The sequence below is a fragment of the Pseudomonas sp. NY15435 genome (genome assembly GCF_048068295.1).
Classification (GTDB): Bacteria; Pseudomonadota; Gammaproteobacteria; order Pseudomonadales; family Pseudomonadaceae; genus Pseudomonas.
Genome location: NZ_JBLUQA010000005.1, coordinates 125613 through 147951 on the forward strand (window position 1 = coordinate 125613; position 22339 = coordinate 147951).

The 22339-nt window shown below is 63.3% G+C and carries 19 protein-coding genes and 3 tRNA genes; 10 read left to right on the forward strand and 12 right to left on the reverse strand.

Going from position 1 to position 22339, the window contains the following annotated elements; genetic code table 11:
- Positions 1 to 45 precede the first annotated feature (45 nt).
- From ACNFH5_RS13545 to acnB, 7 genes are all read right to left on the reverse strand, one after another.
- Positions 46 to 1257, reverse strand: a complete 1212-nt coding sequence (locus ACNFH5_RS13545; RefSeq protein WP_416746665.1) for a nitrate/nitrite transporter — start codon at positions 1255 to 1257, stop codon at positions 46 to 48.
- Positions 1258 to 1726: 469 nt separating this feature from the next.
- The gene (locus ACNFH5_RS13550) at positions 1727 to 2218 is read right to left on the reverse strand and encodes a cytochrome C (RefSeq protein ID WP_416746667.1); all 492 of its coding nucleotides are present in this window, start codon (positions 2216 to 2218) and stop codon (positions 1727 to 1729) included.
- Between the two features lie 70 nt (positions 2219 to 2288).
- Positions 2289 to 2717, reverse strand: a complete 429-nt coding sequence (locus ACNFH5_RS13555) for a thioesterase family protein (RefSeq protein ID WP_416746669.1) — start codon at positions 2715 to 2717, stop codon at positions 2289 to 2291.
- Positions 2718 to 2827: 110 nt separating this feature from the next.
- Complete coding sequence (locus tag ACNFH5_RS13560) at positions 2828 to 3520, reverse strand: polysaccharide lyase family 7 protein (RefSeq protein ID WP_416746671.1); 693 nt, start codon at positions 3518 to 3520, stop codon at positions 2828 to 2830.
- Between the two features lie 236 nt (positions 3521 to 3756).
- On the reverse strand, positions 3757 to 4335 hold the full coding sequence (locus ACNFH5_RS13565; protein WP_416746673.1) for an ANTAR domain-containing response regulator: 579 nt from the start codon (positions 4333 to 4335) through the stop codon (positions 3757 to 3759).
- A 2-nt stretch (positions 4336 to 4337) separates the two neighbouring features.
- Positions 4338 to 5543: a CmpA/NrtA family ABC transporter substrate-binding protein gene (locus tag ACNFH5_RS13570; protein ID WP_416746675.1), complete on the reverse strand. Its 1206-nt coding sequence runs from the start codon at positions 5541 to 5543 to the stop codon at positions 4338 to 4340.
- A gap of 395 nt (positions 5544 to 5938) precedes the next feature.
- Complete coding sequence (acnB, locus tag ACNFH5_RS13575) at positions 5939 to 8548, reverse strand: bifunctional aconitate hydratase 2/2-methylisocitrate dehydratase (protein WP_416746677.1); 2610 nt, start codon at positions 8546 to 8548, stop codon at positions 5939 to 5941.
- A gap of 382 nt (positions 8549 to 8930) precedes the next feature.
- Between acnB and ACNFH5_RS13580 the strand changes: the two genes are divergently transcribed.
- Entirely contained in the window at positions 8931 to 9407 is a 477-nt protein-coding gene (locus tag ACNFH5_RS13580; protein WP_416746679.1) for a DUF1289 domain-containing protein, read from the forward strand.
- 148 nt (positions 9408 to 9555) lie between these two features.
- Here ACNFH5_RS13580 and ACNFH5_RS13585 read toward each other — a convergent pair whose 3' ends face one another.
- Positions 9556 to 10419, reverse strand: a complete 864-nt coding sequence (locus ACNFH5_RS13585; RefSeq protein ID WP_416746681.1) for a universal stress protein — start codon at positions 10417 to 10419, stop codon at positions 9556 to 9558.
- A 165-nt stretch (positions 10420 to 10584) separates the two neighbouring features.
- Here ACNFH5_RS13585 and ACNFH5_RS13590 point away from each other — a divergent pair, with 165 nt between their 5' ends.
- Positions 10585 to 11202, forward strand: coding sequence for a tRNA-(ms[2]io[6]A)-hydroxylase (locus ACNFH5_RS13590; RefSeq protein ID WP_416746683.1), 618 nt, complete (start codon positions 10585 to 10587; stop codon positions 11200 to 11202).
- 147 nt (positions 11203 to 11349) lie between these two features.
- On the opposite strand, the gene ACNFH5_RS13595 is transcribed toward ACNFH5_RS13590, so the two are convergent.
- The 3 genes from ACNFH5_RS13595 to ACNFH5_RS13605 all read right to left on the reverse strand — a co-directional run bounded on the left by ACNFH5_RS13595 (position 11350) and on the right by ACNFH5_RS13605 (position 14038).
- Positions 11350 to 12681, reverse strand: a complete 1332-nt coding sequence (locus ACNFH5_RS13595) for an SPFH domain-containing protein (protein WP_275607661.1) — start codon at positions 12679 to 12681, stop codon at positions 11350 to 11352.
- A 123-nt stretch (positions 12682 to 12804) separates the two neighbouring features.
- A complete protein-coding gene (lpxH, locus tag ACNFH5_RS13600; RefSeq protein WP_416746686.1) occupies positions 12805 to 13527 on the reverse strand; it encodes a UDP-2,3-diacylglucosamine diphosphatase in 723 nt (240 codons plus the stop codon).
- A gap of 4 nt (positions 13528 to 13531) precedes the next feature.
- On the reverse strand, positions 13532 to 14038 hold the full coding sequence (locus ACNFH5_RS13605; protein WP_275607659.1) for a peptidylprolyl isomerase: 507 nt from the start codon (positions 14036 to 14038) through the stop codon (positions 13532 to 13534).
- A gap of 121 nt (positions 14039 to 14159) precedes the next feature.
- On the opposite strand from ACNFH5_RS13605, the gene ACNFH5_RS13610 reads away from it, so the two are divergent.
- Complete coding sequence (locus ACNFH5_RS13610) at positions 14160 to 15842, forward strand: glutamine--tRNA ligase/YqeY domain fusion protein (RefSeq protein ID WP_416747308.1); 1683 nt, start codon at positions 14160 to 14162, stop codon at positions 15840 to 15842.
- 3 nt (positions 15843 to 15845) lie between these two features.
- The gene (gene cysS, locus ACNFH5_RS13615) at positions 15846 to 17234 is read left to right on the forward strand and encodes a cysteine--tRNA ligase (RefSeq protein WP_416746688.1); all 1389 of its coding nucleotides are present in this window, start codon (positions 15846 to 15848) and stop codon (positions 17232 to 17234) included.
- A gap of 63 nt (positions 17235 to 17297) precedes the next feature.
- On the opposite strand, the gene folD is transcribed toward cysS, so the two are convergent.
- Entirely contained in the window at positions 17298 to 18152 is an 855-nt protein-coding gene (gene folD / locus ACNFH5_RS13620) for a bifunctional methylenetetrahydrofolate dehydrogenase/methenyltetrahydrofolate cyclohydrolase FolD (protein ID WP_416746690.1), read from the reverse strand.
- Between the two features lie 262 nt (positions 18153 to 18414).
- On the opposite strand from folD, the gene ACNFH5_RS13625 reads away from it, so the two are divergent.
- The 6 genes from ACNFH5_RS13625 to clpX all read left to right on the forward strand — a co-directional run bounded on the left by ACNFH5_RS13625 (position 18415) and on the right by clpX (position 22308).
- Positions 18415 to 18491: transfer RNA gene (locus tag ACNFH5_RS13625), tRNA-Arg, on the forward strand.
- A 31-nt stretch (positions 18492 to 18522) separates the two neighbouring features.
- A tRNA-His gene (locus tag ACNFH5_RS13630) sits at positions 18523 to 18598 on the forward strand.
- A 52-nt stretch (positions 18599 to 18650) separates the two neighbouring features.
- Positions 18651 to 18735: transfer RNA gene (locus ACNFH5_RS13635), tRNA-Leu, on the forward strand.
- Positions 18736 to 18877: 142 nt separating this feature from the next.
- Positions 18878 to 20188: a trigger factor gene (gene tig, locus ACNFH5_RS13640; protein ID WP_416746692.1), complete on the forward strand. Its 1311-nt coding sequence runs from the start codon at positions 18878 to 18880 to the stop codon at positions 20186 to 20188.
- Positions 20189 to 20281: 93 nt separating this feature from the next.
- Positions 20282 to 20920: an ATP-dependent Clp endopeptidase proteolytic subunit ClpP gene (gene clpP / locus ACNFH5_RS13645; RefSeq protein ID WP_081516473.1), complete on the forward strand. Its 639-nt coding sequence runs from the start codon at positions 20282 to 20284 to the stop codon at positions 20918 to 20920.
- A gap of 107 nt (positions 20921 to 21027) precedes the next feature.
- Entirely contained in the window at positions 21028 to 22308 is a 1281-nt protein-coding gene (gene clpX, locus ACNFH5_RS13650) for an ATP-dependent Clp protease ATP-binding subunit ClpX (RefSeq protein ID WP_017519553.1), read from the forward strand.
- Positions 22309 to 22339 lie beyond the last annotated feature (31 nt).

Consider the following 22339-nt stretch of genomic DNA (forward strand, 5'->3'; position numbering starts at 1 on the left):
CCGCATGAAGCGGTTCGCGAGCAAGCTCGCTCCTACAGGCCATGCTCAGACTCGCGCCGCGGTAACGGCGGCGCTGCCCCAGGTGGTGCGCCAGCGAGCTTTCACGGCGTGCAGGCCGAACCAGGCGAGTACACCGAGGCTGGCGAACAACCACAGGCCGATCTGGTAGTCACCGGTGGCTTGCTTGATTGCACCCAGGCCCGCCGTCAGGCAGAAGCCACCGATACCGCCAGCCATGCCTATCAGGCCGGTCATCACGCCGATGGTCTGGCGGAAGCGCTGCGGCACCAGCTGGAACACTGCGCCGTTGCCCGCGCCGAGGCTGAGCATGGCGACCACGAAGAGGCTGAGCGCAGCCACCGCGCTGGGCAGGTGGAAGCCGACGGCGGCAATGCAGATCGCGGCGACGGTGTACATCACCAGCAGGCTGCGGATGCCGCCAATGCGGTCGGCCAGGGCACCGCCCAGTGGACGCATCAGGCTGCCGGCGAAGACGCAGGCGGCGGTGTAGTAGCCGGCTGTCACCGGGTCGAGGCCATATTGGTCGTGGAAGTAGCCGGGCAGGGTGCTGGCAAGGCCGAGGAAGCCGCCGAAGGTGACGCTGTAGAAGAACATGAACCACCAGCTATCACGGTCGCCCAGGGCCTTCAGGTAATCCCCCAGGGATTTTGCCGGCGGCCGCTCCGGGGCGTTGCGGGCGAGCAGGGTGAACACCACCAGGGTCGCCAGCAGCGGGATCAGCGCGAAACCGAAGACGTTCTGCCAGCCGAAGGCAGCGGCGATGGCCGGGGCGAACAGCGCGGTCAGCACGGTCCCGGAGTTGCCGGCGCCGGCGATGCCCATGGCCTTGCCCTGGTGCTGCGGCGGGTACCATTGCGACGCCAACGGCAAAGCCACCGCGAACGAAGCGCCGGCCATGCCCAGCAACACACCGAGAATCATCGCCTGCTCCAGGCTGTGGATGCCCAATTGCCAGGCGCCAAACAGCGCGCAGATGACGATCACCTGGCCGAGGATGCCGGCGGCCTTGGGCGACCAGCGATCGGCCAGCAGCCCCATTAGGAAGCGCAGGATGGCGCCGGAGAGGATCGGCGTGGCTACCATCAGCGCGCGCTGCTGGGTAGTCAGTTGCAGATCGGTGGCGATCTGCACCGCCAGCGGGCCGAGGACGTACCAGACCATGAAGCTCAGGTCGAAGTACAGGAAGGCGGCAAACAGGGTCGGCGCATGGCCGGCTTTCCAGAAACTCGTGTTCATCGAACACCTCATCAGCAACGGTAGAGGAGCCCGGTCGTGCGCCGCGTGGCAGCCGCCGGGTTCGAGAAGGTCGTGGGGGCTGATGACGTTTTGACGCAAGCCGCGTTGCTGCGACAAATCACGCCAGGCTAGGCGCGGGATGCAGGAAATGGTCATTCCCTTTTCAAGTCCCGCAACGACGCATGGCGCCGTCGCGGTCGCGGTCGCGGCAAAACGTCATCAGACCCCAGTGCCCCTGCGCCGGGGCAAACGAAAAAGGCGTCGCTCCACCCACCGCACTGTGCGGGTGTGGATGCGACGCCTTTGTCGAAGTCGGGTAATCGCCGTTGATTACCATCGCCTTGTGCAGAGCAAGGCGCGGGCCAAAAGGGGAAACGTAGTCGGATCAGCAAGTTAGTAGATGGTCAGGTTCTACGTTTGTGCCCCAACGGGGCGCACGCGCGAATGACGTGCTCCCCGTTGGGGCGATTCAGGGCGCTGGCGGGGACGGGAAAATCACCACCGGCCCCTTGGGCGTCCCGCCGGGCGGTACGTAGTCAGGAGCCCTGTTTCCGGCTGCACCAAGGTGGCGGACGTAGCGATAGATTCCGCGCAGGTCGGCTTCGTCCATGATGCGCAGCGTGTGGGATGGCATCGGCGGACGGAAGTTGGCCTGGCGCGCTATGGCCAGCCATTGCTCTTCGTCATAGGCCTGCATGGCCAGGCGCAGGTTGCCGGCATACGTGGTGCCCCAGGGGCCGCTCCAGCCGAGCTGGTCACCGGTGAGCCAGGTGTTTTCCGGGACCTTGTCCGGAGCGAGGATGTAGCCGGCGGTATGGCAGTCGTTGCAGCCGGCGACCTGCACCAGATAGCGGCCGCGCTGCACCGGGTCGGTTTCCGCCGCCAGGGCGAGTGAAAGCAGGGAGTGGAAGGGTAGGCACAGACAACCGGACAGCGCGCCCACCCGAAGGAAGGACGGCATGCTGGAATCTCCTCTGAAGGCTGATGGGTACAACTCCAGAGGTATAGCGCGCCGCCGCTTCGCTTGCTGCTCAGTCGATCCGGTTGACGTTGGGGAAGGTGTCGCGGAAGGCCTCGGGGATCGGCACGACCTTGTTGGTCTTGTAGTCGAAGAACACGAAACCGGACTTGGCCATGGCCACCAGGGTGTCGTCGGCCGGGCGGGTGATGCGGAAGATGATGTCGCCGCCGTACTTGTTGAAGTCCATCACGCCGACCTCGAACAGCAGTTGGTCGCGGGCGTGGGCCTCGGCGCGGTAGGTGGTGGCCAGGTCGGTGACGATGATGCCCGTCTCGCGGATACCGTAGTCGAACAGGAAGCGCGCGCGGGCCTCGGAGATCATTGAGATCATCGAGTCATTGCCCAGGTGGTTGGCGCCGTTGATGTCGGTGACACGGACGGTGAGCTTGGTGGTGTAGATGAAGAGTTCTTCGGGGAATTCCAGTTTCAGGCGGGCCATGGGCGCTCTCGATGACAATGCGGCGGGCAGTGCGGTGGTTGTGTGGGCGTGCCTTGCATTCTACGCGCAGCCCGCCCGCCCCGCGCCTCATCAGGGCAGTGAATGGCGTTTCAGCGATGCGCCATGTTCAGGTGGAAGATGGTCACGCGTGCGCCCTCGCTGCTGTTGCCGTAGTTGTCGTTGATGTAGGCGCCGGCCTTGAAGTAGAGCAGTTGCTTGGACCAGGTGGTGCTGAGGATCTTGCGGTAGTAGTTGGCGCGGCCGTCGGAGGTCTCCACGCGGATTGCCAGGTTTCCCACCGAGGTGACGCGCAGGCTGTAGTTGAAGGCCTGGTCCAGGGCGATATTGTCGATCAGCGGGACGTTGATGCTGGCGCTGTCGTCAGGGTGGTTGCGCACCAGGGCTTCCAGGCGCCCACTCTGCAGGGTGGGCAGGTAGTGGTACTGCAGCTTGACCAGCGGTTCGCCGTTGCCGGTGTAGGGCGAGCGGCTGTGGATCTGGCCAATGATGATCTTGTTCTTCGACGGCACCTGCTGGACGCTCATGGTGACGCGCAGTTCGTTATCGCCCTGGTTGTAGTACCAGTTGGAGACTTCGCCGTTTGGTGTGGTCTCGCGCAGCTCGCTGCGTGGGTAGACGCTGTCTGAGGTGTGCGAGCCAGTGACGGGCACCCAGAACACCACTTGGCTGCCGCCGCGCTGGAAGTAGCGGCTTTCATAGCCTCTGGCGATCTGTTGGGTGGTGACTTCGGTGGGGCTTGGGTCGGTAGGAACGCTGAGGTTCCAGGTGCTGAGGTCGATCATGGGCTTGCCCTTGCTGGGCCGCGAGTGCGGCGAGGTCGGGTGGCGCCGAGGTGCCTAGCCGGCGGCGACCACTGCGATGCGTCATCGAACCCTGCCGATGGCGCTCCGGGGCCCGGCCAGATGACCGGGCGGCCGCAGCATAGGGCCTGACCAGCGAGGCGGGGGCCATCTGAGTGGCTGGCGAAATGATCGCGCCTTGCCGCCGCTGGCAGTTGGCCGGCCTCACCTTTTCAAGGTCAGTGCCCCAACATCTCGTGCATAGCGATGATCTGTTCGGCCACCTGCACCAGTTTCTGCTGACGGCCCATGGCCTGGCGGCGCATCAAGGTATAGGCCTCTTCCTCGGCGCAGCCTTTCATCTTCATCAGCAGGCCCTTGGCGAGCTCGATGCGCTTGCGCTCGGCCAGTTGCTGCTCGCGGGCATGCAGTTGGGCGCGCAGGGCCTGGTCGCTCTCGAAGCGCGCCATGGCAACGTCGAGGATCGGCTGCAGGCGCTCGGCCTGGATGCCTTCGACGATGTAGGCGCTGACCCCGGAGCGGATGGCCCGGCGCATCACCTGCGGATCGTGCTCGTCGGTGAACATGACGATGGGGCGCGGCTGGTCGCGGCTGACCAGCACCACCTGTTCCATCACGTCGCGGCCGGGGGATTCGGTATCGATGAGGATCACGTCAGGGTGCAGGGCTTCCACCCGTCGCGCCAGGTCGACCGTGAGGCCTGATTCGTCGATGACTTCGAAGCCACATTCGACCAGGGCAGCTTTGAGGCGCCCGACCTTCTTCGGGGTGTCGTTGATCAGCAGGACGCGCAGCATGCTCAACCTCGCTCCGCCAGGGCATTCAGTTCGAAGCTGTGGGCGTAGCTGGCCGGATCGCTGCCATCCCAGAGGCGGCCGTCGATCAGGGTCGAGGCGCGCATCTCGGCGTTCGGCACGCTGACGCCGACGGCGCTGGCAGCTTCGCGATACAGGTCGAGATGCTGCACCTGGCGGGCGATGCCGAGGTAATCGACATCCTCACGCAGCAGGCCCCAGCGGCGGAACTGGGTCATGAACCAGATGCCATCGGAGAGCCAGGGGAAAGTGGTCTGGCCGTTGTTGAAGAAGCGCAGTGGGTGGGCATCCTGCCAGGCGTGGCCGAGGCCATCCTCGTAGCGGCCGAGCAGACGCGGCTGGATGCTGGCGAGCGGGGCGTCGACGTAGTCTTCGCTGCTGATCAATTGGGCAGCGCTGCGCAGGTTGTCCTCGCTGGTCTCGATGAATCGACTGGCGTCGAGCAGGCTCATCACCAGCGCGCGGGCGGTGTTGGGGTATTGCTCGACGAAGGCGCGAGTGGTGGCGAGCACCTTTTCCGGGTGGTCCGGCCAGATCTGCTGGCTGGTGGCGAGGGTGAAGCCCATGCCTTCGTCCACCGCCAGGGCGCCCCAGGGGCCGCCGGCGCAGAAGCCGTCGATGCGTCCGGCTTTCAGGTGCTCGACCATCTGCGCCGGCGGCACGACCAGGCTGCGCACATCCTGCAGGGGATGGATGCCGTGGCTGGCCAGCCAGTAGTAGAGCCACATCGCATGGGTGCCGGTGGGGAAGGTATGGGCGAGAGTGAGTTGCGCACCGTTCTGGCGCACGTGGCGTTGCAGTGCTTCAGCAGAGGTCACGCCGTCACGCATCAGCGGAGCGGAAAGGTTGATCGACTGGCCGTTCTGGCACAGGCCCATGAGCACAGCCATGTTGGTGGCCGGTGCGCCGCCCAGGCCCAGTTGCAGGTCGTAGATGAGACCGTAGAGGCTTTGCGCCGCATCCAGCTCGCCGCTGAGCAGGCGGTCGCGCAACCCGGCCCAGGAGTTCTGCCGCTGCAGGTTGAGGGTCAGCCCATAGGGCTGGCCAAAGCCCTGGGTTGCGGCGACCACCAGCGAGGCGGAGTCGGTGAGGGCCATGAAGCCCAGGTTGAGCGCGGTCTTCTCCGGCGCATCGGAGCCGGCCACCCAGGCCAGGCTGTCCGGCAGTGAGCTGGTGCTGCTGTCGATCATCTCCACCTCTGAACGCACTCTCAACACAAAAAAGCGCCGCGCCACCTGCCATCAAGGGGAGGTAGCCGCGACGCCATTGTCGGAGCGATCCGCCTTTGGATCGCAGTTGTCAGGAGTGCAGCAAGGGCTGTGCCAGGGGCGGTGCGGAAAAAAGAAGCCCCGCCATGGAGGGCGGGGCGCAGAGGAAGGGAGCGCACCTCTGGAGGGTTCCACAAGGGCACCTGAGCACGGATATCGGCAGGAGCCTGCTGTCCACCTTAGCCCCGGACGCTCCCGGTGCAACCGGTCAATAAGTATTAGGCCCATCGTTAGGGTAGGGTTGAAGCCCTCTATTTCGGGCTTTACAGAAAAGAAAAGCCCCGCACGAGGCGGGGCTTTTCATCACGCTAGGAGTCTCAGACCTGAACGGCCGGGATCTTCGCGTTGGCTGCAGCTTCGCGGAACTCGGCGATCTGGTCGAAGCTCAGGTAGCGGTAGATATCGGCAGACATGCTGTCGATGTCCTTCGCGTAGGCCATGTACTCCTCGACGGTCGGCAGCTTGCCGATGATCGAAGCGACGGCGGCCAGCTCGGCGGATGCCAGGAACACGTCGGTGGCGTCGCCCAGACGGTTCGGGAAGTTACGGGTCGAAGTGGAGACCACGGTCGAACCGGTCTGTACGCGAGCCTGGTTGCCCATGCACAGCGAGCAGCCCGGCATTTCCATGCGCGCGCCAGCCTTGCCGTAGATGCCGTAGTAGCCTTCCTCGGTCAGCTGGTGGGCGTCCATCTTGGTCGGCGGAGCCAGCCACAGACGGGTCGGAATGCCACCCTTGACCTTGTCCAGCAGTTTGCCGGCAGCGCGGAAGTGACCAATGTTGGTCATGCAGGAACCGATGAAGACTTCATCGATCTTGCGGCCTTGCACGCTGGACAGCAGACGGGCGTCGTCCGGGTCGTTCGGAGCGCAGAGTACCGGCTCCTTGACGTCGGCCAGGTCGATCTCGATGACCGCGGCGTACTCGGCGTCCTTGTCGGCTTCCAGCAGTTGCGGGTTGGCCAGCCAGGCTTCCATCGCTTGCGCGCGGCGCTCCAGGGTGCGGGCGTCGCCGTAGCCTTCGCCGATCATCCAGCGCAGCAGAGTGATGTTGGACTTCAGGTACTCGGCAATGGCCTCTTCCGGCAGCTTGATGGTGCAACCGGCAGCCGAACGCTCGGCGGAGGCGTCGGACAGCTCGAAGGCTTGTTCGACGGTCAGGTCGTTCAGACCTTCGATCTCGAGGATGCGGCCGGAGAAGATGTTCTTCTTGCCTTTCTTCTCGACGGTCAGCAGGCCAGCCTGGATCGCGTAGTAGGGGATGGCATGGACCAGGTCACGCAGGGTGATGCCCGGCTGCAGCTTGCCCTTGAAGCGCACCAGAACCGATTCCGGCATGTCCAGCGGCATGACGCCGGTGGCAGCGGCGAAGGCCACCAGGCCGGAACCGGCCGGGAAGCTGATGCCGATCGGGAAGCGGGTGTGCGAGTCGCCGCCGGTGCCGACGGTGTCAGGCAGCAGCATGCGGTTCAGCCAGCTGTGGATGATGCCGTCGCCCGGACGCAGGGAGACACCGCCGCGGGTCATGATGAAGTCCGGCAGGGTGTGGTGGGTCTTGACGTCGATCGGCTTCGGATAGGCAGCGGTGTGGCAGAAGGACTGCATCACCAGGTCGGCGGAGAAGCCCAGGCAAGCCAGGTCTTTCAGCTCGTCGCGGGTCATCGGGCCAGTGGTGTCCTGGGAACCGACGGTGGTCATCTTCGGTTCGCAGTAGGTGCCCGGACGTACGCCCTGGCCTTCGGCCAGACCGCAGGCGCGGCCAACCATCTTCTGGGCGAGGGTGAAGCCCTTGCCACTGTCGGCAGGCGCTTCCGGCTTCTTGAACAGGTCGGACGGAGCCAGACCCAGCTCGGCACGGGCCTTCTCGGTCAGGCCACGGCCAACGATCAGCGGGATACGGCCGCCGGCGCGGACTTCGTCCAGCAGAACCGGGGTCTTCAGCTCGAAGGTGGTGACCACTTCGCCGCTGTCATGACGCACGACCTTGCCTTCGTACGGGTACACGTCGATGACGTCGCCCATGGCCAGGTTGGTGCAGTCGAATTCGATCGGCAGGGCGCCGGCGTCTTCCATGGTGTTGTAGAAGATCGGGGCGATCTTGGTGCCGAAGCAGAAGCCGCCAGCACGCTTGTTCGGAACGTAGGGGATGTCGTCGCCGAAGAACCACAGCACCGAGTTGGTGGCGGACTTACGGGACGAACCGGTGCCGACCACGTCACCGACGTAGGCAACCGGGAAACCCTTGGCCTTGACGGCTTCGATCTGCTTCAGCGGACCGACCGCGCCCGGCTGGACCGGTTCGATGCCGTCGCGGGCCATTTTCAGCATGGCCAGGGCGTGCAGCGGGATGTCGGGGCGCGACCAGGCGTCCGGAGCGGGGGACAGGTCGTCGGTGTTGGTTTCGCCGGGGACCTTGAACACGGTCAGGGTCAGCTTCTCGGCGACGGCCGGCTTGGCCTTGAACCACTCGCCTTCGGCCCAGGATTGCAGCACGGCCTTGGCGGCGGCGTTGCCTTTCTTGGCGCGCTCGGCGACGTCGTGGAAGGCATCGAACATCAGCAGGGTGTGCTTCAGTTGCGCGGCGGCAACTTCGGCCAGCTCGGCGTTATCCAGCAGCTCGACCATGGTGGCGATGTTGTAGCCGCCTTGCATGGTACCCAGCAGCTCGAGGGCGCGGGTCTTGGAGAGCAGCGGGGAGGTAGCTTCACCCTTGGCAACGGCGGACAGGAAACCAGCCTTGACGTAGGCAGCTTCGTCAACGCCCGGCGGTACGCGGTTGGTGATCAGGTCGAGGAGAAATTCTTCTTCGCCGGCCGGCGGATTCTTCAGGAGTTCGATCAGACCAGCGGTCTGTTCGGCGTTCAGCGGCTGGGGCACGACGCCCTGGGCGGCACGCTCTTCTACGTGTTTGCGATAGGCTTCAAGCACAGTATTTCCCTCATCAGTGGTCCCGGAGGACGCGTATCCAGGAGACCCCTCCGATCCATTCGTCAGGCATGGTGGACGGTAATCCACTGACCTACGACGGCACCGGCGATCTCCGGGCAGAAGCTGTTTTCAAAGTTTTACGCCGGTGGGGCCTGGGACGTAGTGGGCTGGGCGCTTGAGGGAGGCGCCCAGACCGTGCGGCTGCCGGAATCTGTGCTTCGTGACGCTTTGAAAACAGCTTCTTTCGGACAATGACGCCAAAAAGGCGCAGCCATTCTAATGGAATTAATGGGCCTTGGTAAGCCGATTTGCGTGGTGCCCGAGGGTGATCTTGCCTAGACAAAGGGCTAACATGCCCGCTTTGCCAGCTATCTGTTCAGCCATGTCTTCGCAACGCATCAAAACCCCCTGTGTCGGGCTCTGCTCGACGGTCTATGGCGACCTGGTCTGCCGTGGCTGCAAGCGCTTCCACCACGAAGTGGTGAACTGGAATCGCTACGGCGACGAGGAGAAGCGGGCGGTCCTGACCCGTCTGGAGATCCTGCTGACGCAGGTGATGATGGCCAAGCTGGAAGTCTTCGATGCGCCCTTGCTGCGCAGCCAGCTAGAGCAGCGACAGATCCGCTTCGTGCCTGAACAGTCGCCGTATTGCTGGGCCTACCAGCTAATCGCTCGCGGCTCGCGGATGATCAACCAGGTGGAGGCCTACGGCCTGGCGCTGCTGCCGGAATTCCGCGAATGGCCGCTGCCGGACCTGCGCGACGCCATCGACAAGGAGTTCTTCATCCTGTCCGAGGCACATTACGAGCGCTATATCGCGCCGAGCTTCCTGGCTGGCGCGCTGGAGTCGCGGGTCTGATCTCTTCTGGCTAATAAAAAAAAGCGCCCGGACGGGCGCTTTTGCTTTCTGTAGGAGCGAGCTTGCTCGCGAACCTTTTCCCGCCTGCTGCGATGCTGGGCGGTTCGCGAGCAAGCTCGCTCCTGCAGGTTGGGTCTCAACGTGATCGTCAGGGTTTGGCGACCAACTCCTCCAGGTGGGCGATGATGTCGTCCGGCTTGAGGACCAGGATGTCGCTTTCCAGCGTATCGAGAACCACTTCCGCGGTGTTGCCGATCAGCGCGCCGGCGAAGCCGGTCCGCGCCACGCTGCCGATCACTGTCACCGCCGCGTCGAGATTGTGCGCGGCGCGGGGAATCAGCACGTCCGCCGGGCCTTCCTCGATGTGCAGGTGCTGGTCGTCGACGCCGTATTCGGCCTGAAACGCCTTGCAGGCCTCGCGGTACTTGGCCTCGATGGTCTCGCTGAGCTGGAAGGTCGGGTCGGCGGCCGAGAGCATCGGCGAGGGGTGGGCACTGATCACGTGCAATTGGCCATGGGCGAGGCCGGCGATGTCATAGGCGTGGCTGACGATCCCTGAGTGCAGGGTGCGGTGCTCGATGTCGTTGTTGCCCACGTCCACGGCGGCGAGGATGTTACGCCCCGCCCAGGGCAGGCTGGTCTTCACCAGCAGCACCGGTGACGGACAGAAGCGCAGCAGCTTCCAGTCGTCGGGAGTGAGCAGGGCTTTCTTCAGCGGGTTGTCCGGGCTGTGCTGCTTGATCACCAGCCCGCAGCCTTCGGCCTGCTGCTCGGCGATGATGGTCTGGTGCAGGTTGTCCTTCCAGGCTTGGCGGCTGGAAGCGCTGAAGCCCTCCTGGCGCAGCACCTCGGCGACTTCCTCGAGCTTAGCGCTGTAGTCGGCGCGCCGCTCGCAGGCCAGCAGGTGCAGGTGCGACTGGGTCACGCTGGCGATCAGGCGGGCCCGTTTCAGCGCGAGACCTTCCGGCTGGTCCGGGTCCACGACTACGAGGATGCTACGGATGGCTTGCATGATCGTCTCCCTTCGTGCGCGTTGTTTATGTGGAACAACTGTAGTCGGGATATCGCCGTCATGACGTTGAGGCATATCAAGGGCGGACGCTGGTTCCGCGCGGCTGCATTCGTATAATGCCCCGCATTTATGACACCGGCCAGCCGGTGGAACGCTTCGTTGGAGTTGAGCATGCTGTCTGAAATCAGGGAATTCCTCGGTTGTGCCACGCCGGATTCGTGGGTGGAAGCCGCACTGCGGGATCAGGCGGTGATGCTGATCGACCACAAGAACAACGAGTTCAAGGCCGCCAGCACGGCCCTGGCCCTGATCGCCAAGTACAGTGCCCACGAGGAGCTGGTGAACTTCATGTCGCGCCTGGCCCGCGAGGAATTGCGCCACCACGAGCAGGTGCTGGCGATCCTGAAGAAGCGTGGCATCCCGCTGCGGCCGATTTCCGCCAGCCGCTATGCCTCCGGCCTGCGCGCCGTGGTGCGCAACCACGAGCCGCACAAGCTGGTGGATACTCTGATCGTCGGCGCTTTCATCGAGTGCCGCAGTTGCGAGCGTTTTGCTGCGCTGGTGGATCATCTGGATGTTGACCTGGCCAAGTTCTACGGCTCGTTGCTCAAGTCCGAGGCGCGGCACTTCCAAGGTTACCTGAGCCTGGCGCGTCGTTATGGCGATGATGCGGACATCGATCGCCGCGTGGTGGAGATTCGTGAGGTGGAGGCTGGCCTGATCCAGTCGCCGGACAGCGAGTTCCGTTTCCACAGCGGCGTGCCGGTCGAGCTGGCAGCCTGATCTTTCTGCCGAAATAAGAAAGCGCCCGACTGGGCGCTTTTTCATTTCGGCTCTTCGTAGGAGCGAGCTTGCTCGCGAACCAGCCCAGCGCCGGAGCTTCTGGGAAATACATTCGCGAGCAAGCTCGCTCCTACAAAAGAGTCGAACTCAGTCCTTCACCTTCAGATCCAGCGCCAGATCGCGCGCGGCCTTGGTGGCCAGCACCCCCATCAGTTGGCCGATCTCGTCCTGGCGGCTGCTGGCGCTGGTCGGGCCGCCGGCCATCATCACGCTGGGCACCGGCGCCTGGGCGGCGGCCTCGGCCCATACCTTGTTGATGGCGATCAGTGCGTCGAGTTTGGGCTGCAGCGCGCCGTCCGCCTTGATCACCGCTTCACGGGCGTAGGCATCAGCGTCGGCGGTGATCTTGGTGGCCTGGGCGGTCACGGCGGCCTTGTCGCGCAGCAGTTCGGCGGTCTGTTTCTCGATCTCGGCGCGCTGCTTCTCGCGCTCGGCGTTGATCACCGCCAGTTGCTTGTCGGTTTCCGCCTGGGTGGTGCGCTCGATCTGGTCGCGCAGGGTTTCCTGGCGCTTGGCTTCCACTTCCTTCTCGCCGCGGGCGGTGACCAGCAGCTTCTCTTCCTCTTCCTTCAGACGGTTCTGGCGGGCTACGGCCAGCTCGGCCAGGGCCTGCTGTACCTTGACCATGCGCTGCTTGTACTGGGGGTTCGGATCGACGTTGGTGATGCGCGCTTCCACCACTTCCACGCCGAACTTGCGGAACTGCTGCTGTTTGCGCACCGGGATGCCCTTGGCATCGGTGACCTTCTCGGTGACGAACTGACTGGCGTTGTTGTCGCCGAAGCTGCCTTGCTCGGTGCCGGCCTGAAGGATGGCGGTCTGGTGGGGCAGGGGGCCGCGCGGGCCGCGGACTTCCTTGCGCTTGATCAGGTACAGGCCGTCGTTGAGCTGGTTCTCGAACTCGGCGGCGAATTCGCTGCGGGCGCCGGCGTAGTAATCGTCGGCGCTCATCAGCGAGGCGGTGGCCTGCAGGGTTTCCTTGATCGCCGGCACCAGCGCGGTGCGGATGAAGTTGTCCGGGTTGCGGTATTCCTGGGCCATCTTCAGGAAGGAGTCGCCACCGGGAAGGCGGAAGCGCGCCGAGGACTCGACCTTGGCGTCGACGTTGCCGAGGAACACGATGGGGAAGGCTTCGATGGTGGCGCCGAGGGCGTCGTTGTCGGGGTTGTTGTCGTTCTCGTCCATGACCAGCACGGACTGCACGCTGATCGCCTTCTTCCAGGTGGTGGCGCGGCCGAACCACTTGGTGGCGTAGCCCACGTCGTCGACGATCTTCTCTTCGCCGAAGATGGTGCGCACGTGGGTCATGTAGCCGGCTTCGTTATAGAAGAACACCCCGTTGAACAGGACGAAACCGACCGCGGCCACCGCCAGCGGCGCGGCGGCATATTTGATGAGGCTTTCCTTGGATACCAGCATGGTTCTTCCTTGAGTGAGCAAAGCGGCGATGCTGCGCAAGGCCGCCAGTGCCGGTCAAGAGGAAACCTCTGACAGTGCGTGTAGGTTGGCGTCGGAAGGCCACCATGGCAGTGGCCGGCGCTCTCAGAGCGGGAAGGGCGCCTGCTGCAACCCCTGGTCGTCCGCTTCCAGGGCCCAGCCCTGACGGTCCCAGTCGCCGAGGACGATGCGCCGGGCAGGGCGTCCGTCGATCTCCAGCTCGTGTACCGCAGGGCGATGGGTGTGGCCGTGGATCAGGATGCGTACGCCCTTGTCGCGCATGATGCGCTCCACTTCCGCCGGGGTGACGTCGACGATCTCGCTGGCTTTCATGCTCGTCTGCGCGCGGCTTTCCTTGCGCAGCTTGCGCGCCAGCTTGTGGCGGGTGGCCAACGGCAGGTTGCGCAGGATGAACAGCGTGAGCGGATTGCGCAGCCAGCGGCGCAGCTTCACGTATGCCTCGTCGAGGGTGCACAGACTGTCGCCGTGCATCAGCAGGACCTTTTCGCCGCCCAGGTCGATCAGGCTCGGGTCGCGCAGCAGGGTGCAGCCGGCCTCGCGGCAGAACGCCTTGCCGATCAGAAAGTCGCGATTACCGTGCATCAGGTAGATGCGTGTGCCGCTGTCAGACAGTTCACGCAGGGCACGGGCGATGGAGTGCTGGAACTCGTCCATGCCGTCGTCGCCGATCCAGGCTTCGAAGAAGTCTCCGAGGATGTACAGCGCTTTGGCCGTGCGGGCGCGGGTAGACAGGAAATGCAAGAACGCCCGGGTAATGTCCGGGCGTTCCGCTTCGAGATGCAGGTCCGAGATGAACAGGACGCTCATCGACTCACTCGCCGAGGATTTCGGCTTTCTCGATGATCACGTCGTCGGCCGGCACGTCCTGGTGGCCAGAGCGCATGGTGGTGGCCACGCCCTTGATCTTGTTGACCACGTCCATGCCGTCCTTCACCTGGCCGAATACGCAGTAGCCCCAGCCCTGAACGGTCGGTGCGCTGTGGTTGAGGAAGTCGTTGTCAGCCACGTTGATGAAGAACTGAGCGCTGGCCGAGTGCGGCTCCATGGTGCGGGCCATGGCGACGGTGCCGATCTTGTTGCCGACGCCGTTGTTGGCTTCGTTCTTGATCGGCTTGTTGGTGCTCTTCTGCTTCATGCCCGGCTCGAAACCGCCGCCCTGGATCATGAAGTTGTTGATCACACGGTGGAAAACGGTGTTGTCGTAATGGCCGGCCTTCACGTACTCCTTGAAGTTGGCCACGGTTTCGGGCGCCTTGTCGTCGAAGAGTTCAAGGGTGATATCGCCGAAGTTGGTCTGCAGTTTGACGGTGGTAGTCATCAGGGAATTCCGCTCTTTGGAAAAATCGAAGGCCTGTCAGGGGGTTGACAGCTTCGGCTATGATAAGCGCTTTGGTTTGGCTGGCCTACCCTGGCCGAACACCAGCATGATCAAGGACACCATGAGCAAGCCTACCGCCGATACGAAAGAAGCCACTGTTGCCGCCAACTTCCTGCGCCCGATCGTTGCGGCCGACCTGGAAAGTGGCAAGCACCAGAAGATCGTCACCCGCTTCCCGCCGGAGCCCAACGGCTACCTGCACATCGGTCACGCCAAGTCCATCTGTCTGAACTTCGGCCTGGCCAAGGAGTTCGGCGGTGACTGCCACCTGCGCTTCGACGACACCAACCCGGCGAAGGAAGACCAGGAGTACATCGACGCCATCGAGGCCGATGTGAAATGGCTGGGCTTCGAGTGGGCTGGTCAGGTGCGCTATGCGTCCAACTATTTCGACCAGTTGCACGACTGGGCGGTCGACCTGATCAAGGCCGGCAAGGCCTTCGTCTGCGACCTGAACGCCGAGGAAATGCGAGCCTATCGCGGCTCCCTGACCGAGCCGGGCAAGAACAGCCCGTTCCGCGAGCGTTCGGTGGAGGAAAACCTGGACCTGTTCGCCCGCATGAAGGCCGGCGAGTTCCCGGACGGCGCCCGCTCGCTGCGCGCGAAGATCGATATGGCCTCGCCAAACATCAACCTGCGCGACCCGATCCTCTACCGTATCCGCCACGCTCATCACCACCAGACCGGCGACAAGTGGTGCATCTACCCCAGCTACGACTTCACTCATGGTCAGTCGGACGCTATCGAGGGCATCACCCACTCCATCTGCACCCTGGAGTTCGAGGATCACCGCCCGCTGTACGAGTGGTTCCTGGCCAACCTGCCGGTCCCGGCGCAGCCGCGCCAGTACGAATTCGCGCGCCTGAACCTGAACTACACCATCACCAGCAAGCGCAAGCTCAAGCAACTGGTCGATGAAAAGCACGTGAATGGCTGGGACGACCCGCGCATGTCGACCCTCTCCGGCTACCGCCGCCGCGGCTACACCCCAGCGTCGATCCGCGCCTTCTGCGACATGATCGGTGTGAACCGTGCCGGCGGCGTCGTGGACATTGGCATGCTGGAATTCGCCATCCGTGACGACCTCGACGCCAACGCTAGTCGTGCGATGTGCGTGCTCAAGCCGCTGAAAGTGGTCATCACCAACTATCCGCAAGGCCAGGTCGAGAACCTCGAACTGCCGCGCCATCCGAAGCAGGACATGGGTGTGCGCGTGCTGCCGTTCAGTCGCGAGATCTACATCGACGCCAGCGACTTCGAGGAAGTCCCGCCGGCCGGCTACAAGCGCCTGATTCCGGGCGGCGAAGTGCGCCTGCGCGGCAGCTACGTGATCCGCGCCGACGAAGCCATCAAGGACGCCGCCGGCAATATCGTCGAACTGCGCTGCAGCTACGACGAGAACACCCTGGGCAAGAACCCCGAGGGCCGCAAGGTCAAGGGCGTGATCCACTGGGTGCCGGCTGCCGAGAGCGTCGAGTGCGAAGTGCGCCTGTACGACCGCCTGTTCCGCTCCGCCAATCCGGAGAAATCGGACGAGGGCGGCAGCTTCCTCGACAACATCAACCCCGACTCCCTGGTGGTGCTCAAGGGCTGCCGCGCGGAGCCGTCGCTGGCCAGCGCCACTGCCGAGGATCGTTTCCAGTTCGAGCGTGAAGGCTACTTCTGCGCGGATGCCAAGGACTCCAAGGCTGGTGCCCTGGTGTTCAACCGCACCGTGACCCTGCGCGATTCCTGGGGGCAGTAAGGGATGGCTGACTTGCAGATCTACAGCACGCTGTCCAAGACCAAGGACAGCTTCAAGCCTTTGGTGGGTAACCAGGTGCGGATGTACGTGTGCGGCATGACCGTGTACGACTTCTGCCACATCGGCCACGCCCGTGTGATGGTGGCGTTTGACGTCATCGCCCGCTGGCTGCGCCATCGCGGCTATGACCTGACCTATGTGCGCAACATTACCGACATCGACGACAAGATCATCCGTCGCGCCCAGGAGAACGGTGAGTCGTTCGAAGACCTGACCGCCCGCATGATCGCCGCGATGCACGAGGACGAGGCGCGCCTGTCGGTCCTGCGTCCGGACATCGAGCCGCGCGCCACCGGCCATATTGCCGGCATGCACGAGATGATCCAGACCCTGATCGACAAGGGCTACGCCTACGCGCCGGGCAACGGCGACGTCTACTACCGGGTCGGCAAGTTCGCCGGCTACGGCAAGCTGTCGCGCAAGAAGATCGAAGACCTGCGCATCGGTGCGCGGATCGAGGTCGACGAATCCAAGGAAGATCCGCTGGACTTCGTGCTCTGGAAGGGCGCCAAGCCGGGCGAGCCGAGCTGGGAATCTCCGTGGGGCGCCGGTCGTCCGGGCTGGCACATCGAGTGCTCGGTGATGTCCACCTGCTGCCTGGGCGAGACTTTCGACATCCATGGCGGCGGCCCGGACCTGGTGTTCCCGCACCACGAAAACGAGATCGCCCAGAGCGAGGCGGCCACTGGCAAGCTCTACGCGGCCAGCTGGATGCACGCCGGCGCGGTACGTGTGGATGGCGAGAAAATGTCCAAGTCCCTGGGCAACTTCTTCACCATTCGCGAAGTGCTGGAGAAGTACCATCCGGAAGTCGTGCGCTTCCTGCTGGTCTCCAGCCACTACCGCAGCCCGATCAACTATTCCGAAGACAACCTGAAGGAAGCCAAGGGCGCGCTGGAGCGTTTCTATACCGCGCTGCGCGGCTTGCCGCAGGTGACGGCCGAGGGGGGCGAGGAGTTCGTCGAGCGCTTCGGTGCGGCGATGGACGACGACTTCGGTACGCCGGAAGCGGTTGCCGTGCTGTTCGAGATGGTCCGCGAGGTCAACCGCCTGCGTGAGAGCGATCCGGCGGCAGCGGCTGCACTGGCGGCGCGCGTGCGTGAGTTGGGTGCGCTGCTGGGGGTTCTACAGTTGGATGCCGACGAGTTCCTCCAGGCTGGCGCGGCTGGCAAGGTCGACGCGGCGCAGGTCGAGGCGCTGATCCAGGCTCGCCTGGATGCACGTGCGGCGAAGAACTGGGGCGAGTCCGACCGCATCCGCGATGAGCTGACCGCTCTGGGCGTGGTGCTGGAAGACGGTAAGGGCGGTACTACCTGGCGTCTCGCCGAGTAATCGCTACCCGCAAATGAAAAAGGCCGCTGATCAGCGGCCTTTTTCTTGCGCGTCGACAACCGGTCAGGGGTGCAGGTGTTCGGCAGCGTACAGGGTGTTTTCCAGCAGGCAGGCGCGGGTCATCGGGCCGACGCCGCCCGGCACCGGAGTGATCCAGCTGGCACGCTCGGCGGCCACGTTGTATTCCACGTCGCCGACCAGCTTGCCGTCTTCCTGGCGGTTGATGCCCACGTCGATGACGATGGCGCCTTCCTTGATCCACTCGCCTTTGACCAGACCCGGCTTGCCGGCGGCGACGACCACCAGGTCGGCGCGGCGCACGTGGTCGGCCAGGTCGCGGGTGAAGCGGTGGGTAACGGTGACGGTACAGCCGCCCAGCAGCAGTTCCAGCGCCATGGGGCGGCCGACGATGTTCGATGCGCCCACTACCACTGCATCCAGGCCGTACAGGTCGACGCCGGTGCTTTGCAGCAGGGTCATGATGCCTTTCGGGGTGCAGGGGCGCAGCAGCGGGATGCGCTGGGCCAGGCGACCGATGTTGAAGGGGTGGAAGCCGTCCACGTCCTTGTCCGGGCTGATGCGTTCCAGCAGCTGGGAAGCATCGAGGTGGGCGGGGAGGGGCAACTGGACGAGGATGCCATCGATGGCCGGGTCGGCGTTCAGGCGGTCGATCAGCGACAGCAGTTCTTCCTGGGTGGTGCTGGCGGGGAGGTCGTACGCCTGGGAGAGGAAGCCGACCTCTTCACAGTCCTTGCGCTTGTGCGCGACATAGACCTGAGAGGCGGGGTCGCTGCCGACCAGGATCACAGCCAGGCCAGGGATGCGCAGTCCTTGCTGGCGGCGTTCATTGACGCGTTGGGCAATCTGCTGGCGGAGGCTGGCGGCGATCGCTTTGCCGTCGATCAGTTTTGCAGTCATGTCGGGGGGATAACCATTAAGGCGGGTGAAAAGAAGGCGCGCATTTTCGCATGCTGCCTCCATAAGGCAAAGGCGGGAGCCCGTGATTTGGCGTAACTCCTTTATCTCTTTGAATTTTTTTTAAAAAAGTTGTTGACGGGGTATGGCCTCATCGATAACATGCGCCCCGCTTGCCGAGCACAGCCTGAAACACGAAAGAGGCGGTGCCAACCGATTCGGTGGTTTCCACTGGGTCTGCTTAGCAAGGGTTGCCGCCACTAAAGCGCCCGTAGCTCAGCTGGATAGAGCATCCGCCTTCTAAGCGGATGGTCGCAGGTTCGAGTCCTGCCGGGTGCGCCAAGTGGCGTTCGGTACAAGCAAATGTAATATGGTGGGCGTAGCTCAGTTGGTAGAGCACAGGATTGTGGCTCCTGGTGTCGTGGGTTCGATTCCCATCGTCCACCCCATATTCCGAAGCGCCAGGCCCAGAGCCTGGCGTTTTCGTTTCTGCGGTACCCTGCGGACGTGGTGAAATTGGTAGACACGCTGGATTTAGGTTCCAGTGGCGCAAGCTGTGAGAGTTCGAGTCTCTCCGTCCGCACCATCTTCTTTCCATAAGCTCTCGCATCCGTGAATTCCCGCAGCTTCCAGTCAGGGTGACTTCTGCATTTCTAGCTACTAGAATGCTTGCCCTTGATTCTGGGAGCCGGAAGGACCGGCTTACGTCTGTGCCACGAGGAATATCCATGCAAGTTTCCGTTGAAAGCACCTCCGCTCTTGAGCGCCGCATGACCGTTGGCGTGCCGGCCGAGCGCATCGAGACCGAAGTCAACAAGCGTCTGCAGCAGACCGCTCGTCGCGCCAAGGTTCCTGGCTTCCGTCCCGGCAAGGTGCCGATGAGCGTGATCCGTCAGCGCTACGAAGCCGCCGCTCGTCAGGAAGCCCTCGGTGACCTGATCCAGGAAACCTTCTACGAAGCCGTGGTCGAGCAGAAGCTGAACCCGGCCGGTGCCCCCTCCGTCGAGCCGAAAGTGTTCGAGAAGGAAAAGGGCCTCGAGTACATCGCTACCTTCGAAGTCTTCCCCGAGTTCCAGGTTGCCGGTTTCGACGGCATCAAGGTTGAGCGCCTGCAGGCTGACGTGGCCGATGCCGACCTCGACAACATGCTGGAAATCCTGCGCAAGCAGAACACCCGCTTCGAAGCCGTTGACCGCGCCGCTCAGAACGACGACCAGGTAAACATCGACTTCGTTGGCAAGATCGACGGCGAAGCCTTCGCTGGCGGTTCCGCCAAGGGCACCCTGCTGGTGCTGGGCTCCGGCCGCATGATTCCGGGCTTCGAAGAAGGCCTGGTCGGCGCCAAGGCCGGCGAAGAGCGCGTTCTGAACGTGACCTTCCCCGAGGACTATCAGAACCTGGACCTGGCTGGCAAAGCCGCCGAGTTCACCGCTACCGTCAACAGCGTCGCCGAGCCGAAGCTGCCGGAACTGAACGAAGAGTTCTTCGCTCTGTTCGGCGTGAAGGAAAGCACTCTGGAAGGCTTCCGCACCGAAGTTCGCAAGAACATGGAGCGTGAGCTGCGTCAGGCCATCAAGTCCAAGGTGAAGAACCAGGTGATGGAAGGTCTGGTCGAGACCAATCCGATCGAAGTTCCGAAAGCCCTGATCAGCAACGAGGTCAATCGTCTGCGCGTCCAGGCTGTCCAGCAGTTCGGTGGCAACATCAAGCCCGACCAACTGCCGGCCGAGCTGTTCGAAGAGCAGGCCAAGCGCCGCGTCGTGCTGGGTCTGATCGTCGCCGAGCTGGTCAAGCAGCACGAACTGAAGGCTGACGAAGCCCGCGTTCGCGAAATGATCGAAGAGATGGCTTCGGCTTATCAGGAGCCGGAACAAGTTGTTTCCTGGTACTACAAGAACGACCAGCAACTGAACGAAGTTCGTTCGGTTGTACTGGAGGAACAAGTTGTAGATACTGTCCTGCAGAAGGCCAATGTGACCGACAAGCAGGTATCCTACGAAGACGCGGTCAAGCCTGCAGAAGCTCCGCAAGCGGCCTGATCCAGCGCTTCGTTCGATTGTCACAAGCCAGCCTTCGGGCTGGCTTGTGCGTCTATAGAGACATGACTTTTTATTAGGGAGTGATCGTCGGACATGCATAATCCTTATATGCCGCAAGTTCCGAACATTCAGGCCGCTGGTGGTCTGGTGCCGATGGTGGTGGAGCAGTCCGCCCGCGGTGAGCGTTCCTACGACATCTATTCGCGCCTGCTGAAGGAGCGGATCATCTTCCTGGTCGGCCAGGTCGAGGACTACATGGCCAACCTCGTGGTTGCCCAGCTGCTGTTTCTCGAAGCCGAGAATCCGGACAAGGACATCCACCTCTACATCAACTCCCCGGGTGGCTCCGTGACTGCTGGCATGTCGATCTACGACACCATGCAGTTCATCAAGCCAGACGTCTCCACCATCTGTGTGGGCCAGGCGTGCAGCATGGGTGCCCTGCTGCTGGCTGGCGGTGCCGCTGGCAAGCGCTACTGCCTGCCGCATTCGCGCATGATGATCCACCAGCCGTTGGGCGGCTTCCAGGGCCAGGCCTCGGACATCGAGATCCACGCCAAGGAAATCCTCTTCATCAAGGAGCGCCTGAACCAGGTGCTGGCGCATCATACCGGCCAGCCGCTGGACGTCATCGCCCGCGATACCGACCGTGACCGCTTCATGAGCGGCGACGAGGCCGTCAAATACGGTCTGATCGATCAGGTCTTCACTCAGCGTCCTTCCGCCAGCTGAGTCTCCCCGCTGTACCGCGGCCGGTAATCCGGCCGCTCGCGGGCTTGAAAATGCCTGCGAATGCCTTCATCTTGTCCTTCACGTATATCCCCGATTGGAACGATCGAATGACTGACACCCGCAACGGCGAGGACAACGGCAAGCTGCTGTATTGCTCCTTCTGCGGCAAGAGCCAGCACGAAGTGCGCAAGTTGATTGCCGGCCCCTCGGTCTTTATCTGCGACGAGTGCGTTGACCTGTGCAATGACATCATCCGTGAGGAGGTGCAGGAAGCACAGGCGGAGAGCAGTGCGCACAAGCTTCCGGCGCCGAAAGAGATCCGCACCATCCTCGATCAGTACGTGATCGGCCAGGAACGTGCCAAGAAAACCCTGGCAGTAGCGGTTTACAACCACTACAAGCGCCTCAACCAGCGTGAGCGCAAGGACGACGTCGAACTGGGCAAGAGCAACATCCTGCTGATCGGGCCGACCGGCTCGGGCAAGACCCTGCTCGCCGAGACCCTGGCGCGCCTGCTCAATGTTCCCTTCACCATCGCCGATGCCACCACCCTCACCGAGGCTGGCTACGTGGGCGAGGACGTCGAGAACATCATCCAGAAGCTGCTGCAGAAGTGCGATTACGACGTCGAGAAGGCCCAGATGGGCATCGTCTACATCGACGAAATCGACAAGATCTCGCGCAAATCCGACAACCCGTCGATCACCCGCGACGTGTCCGGTGAAGGCGTTCAGCAGGCCTTGCTGAAGCTGATCGAAGGCACCGTGGCTTCCGTACCGCCTCAAGGCGGCCGCAAGCACCCGCAGCAGGAATTCCTGCAGGTCGACACCCGCAACATCCTGTTCATCTGCGGTGGCGCGTTCGCTGGCCTGGAAAAGGTCATCCAGAACCGTTCCACCAAGGGCGGCATCGGCTTCAACGCCGAGGTTCGCAGCCAGGAAGCGGGCAAGAAGGTTGGCGAGGCGCTGCGTGAGGTTGAGCCGGAAGATCTGGTGAAATTCGGTCTGATCCCCGAGTTTGTTGGTCGACTGCCGATCATCGCGACCCTTGACGAGCTGGACGAGCCTGCGCTGATGCAGATTCTGACCGAGCCGAAGAACGCGCTGACCAAGCAGTACGCCAAGCTCTTCGAAATGGAAGGCGTGGACCTGGAGTTCCGTCCGGACGCGCTCAAGGCCGTTGCCCGTCGCGCGCTGGAGCGCAAGACCGGCGCCCGTGGCCTGCGTTCGATTCTCGAAGGCATCCTGCTCGATACCATGTACGAGATCCCCTCGCAGAACGATGTCAGCAAGGTGGTGATCGACGAAAGCGTCATCGAGGGCTCCTCCCAGCCGCTGCTGATCTACGAGAACAGCGAGCAGCCGGCCAAGGCTGCACCTGACGCCTGAAACCAGAAGGGGGCCCTAGGGCCCCTTTTTT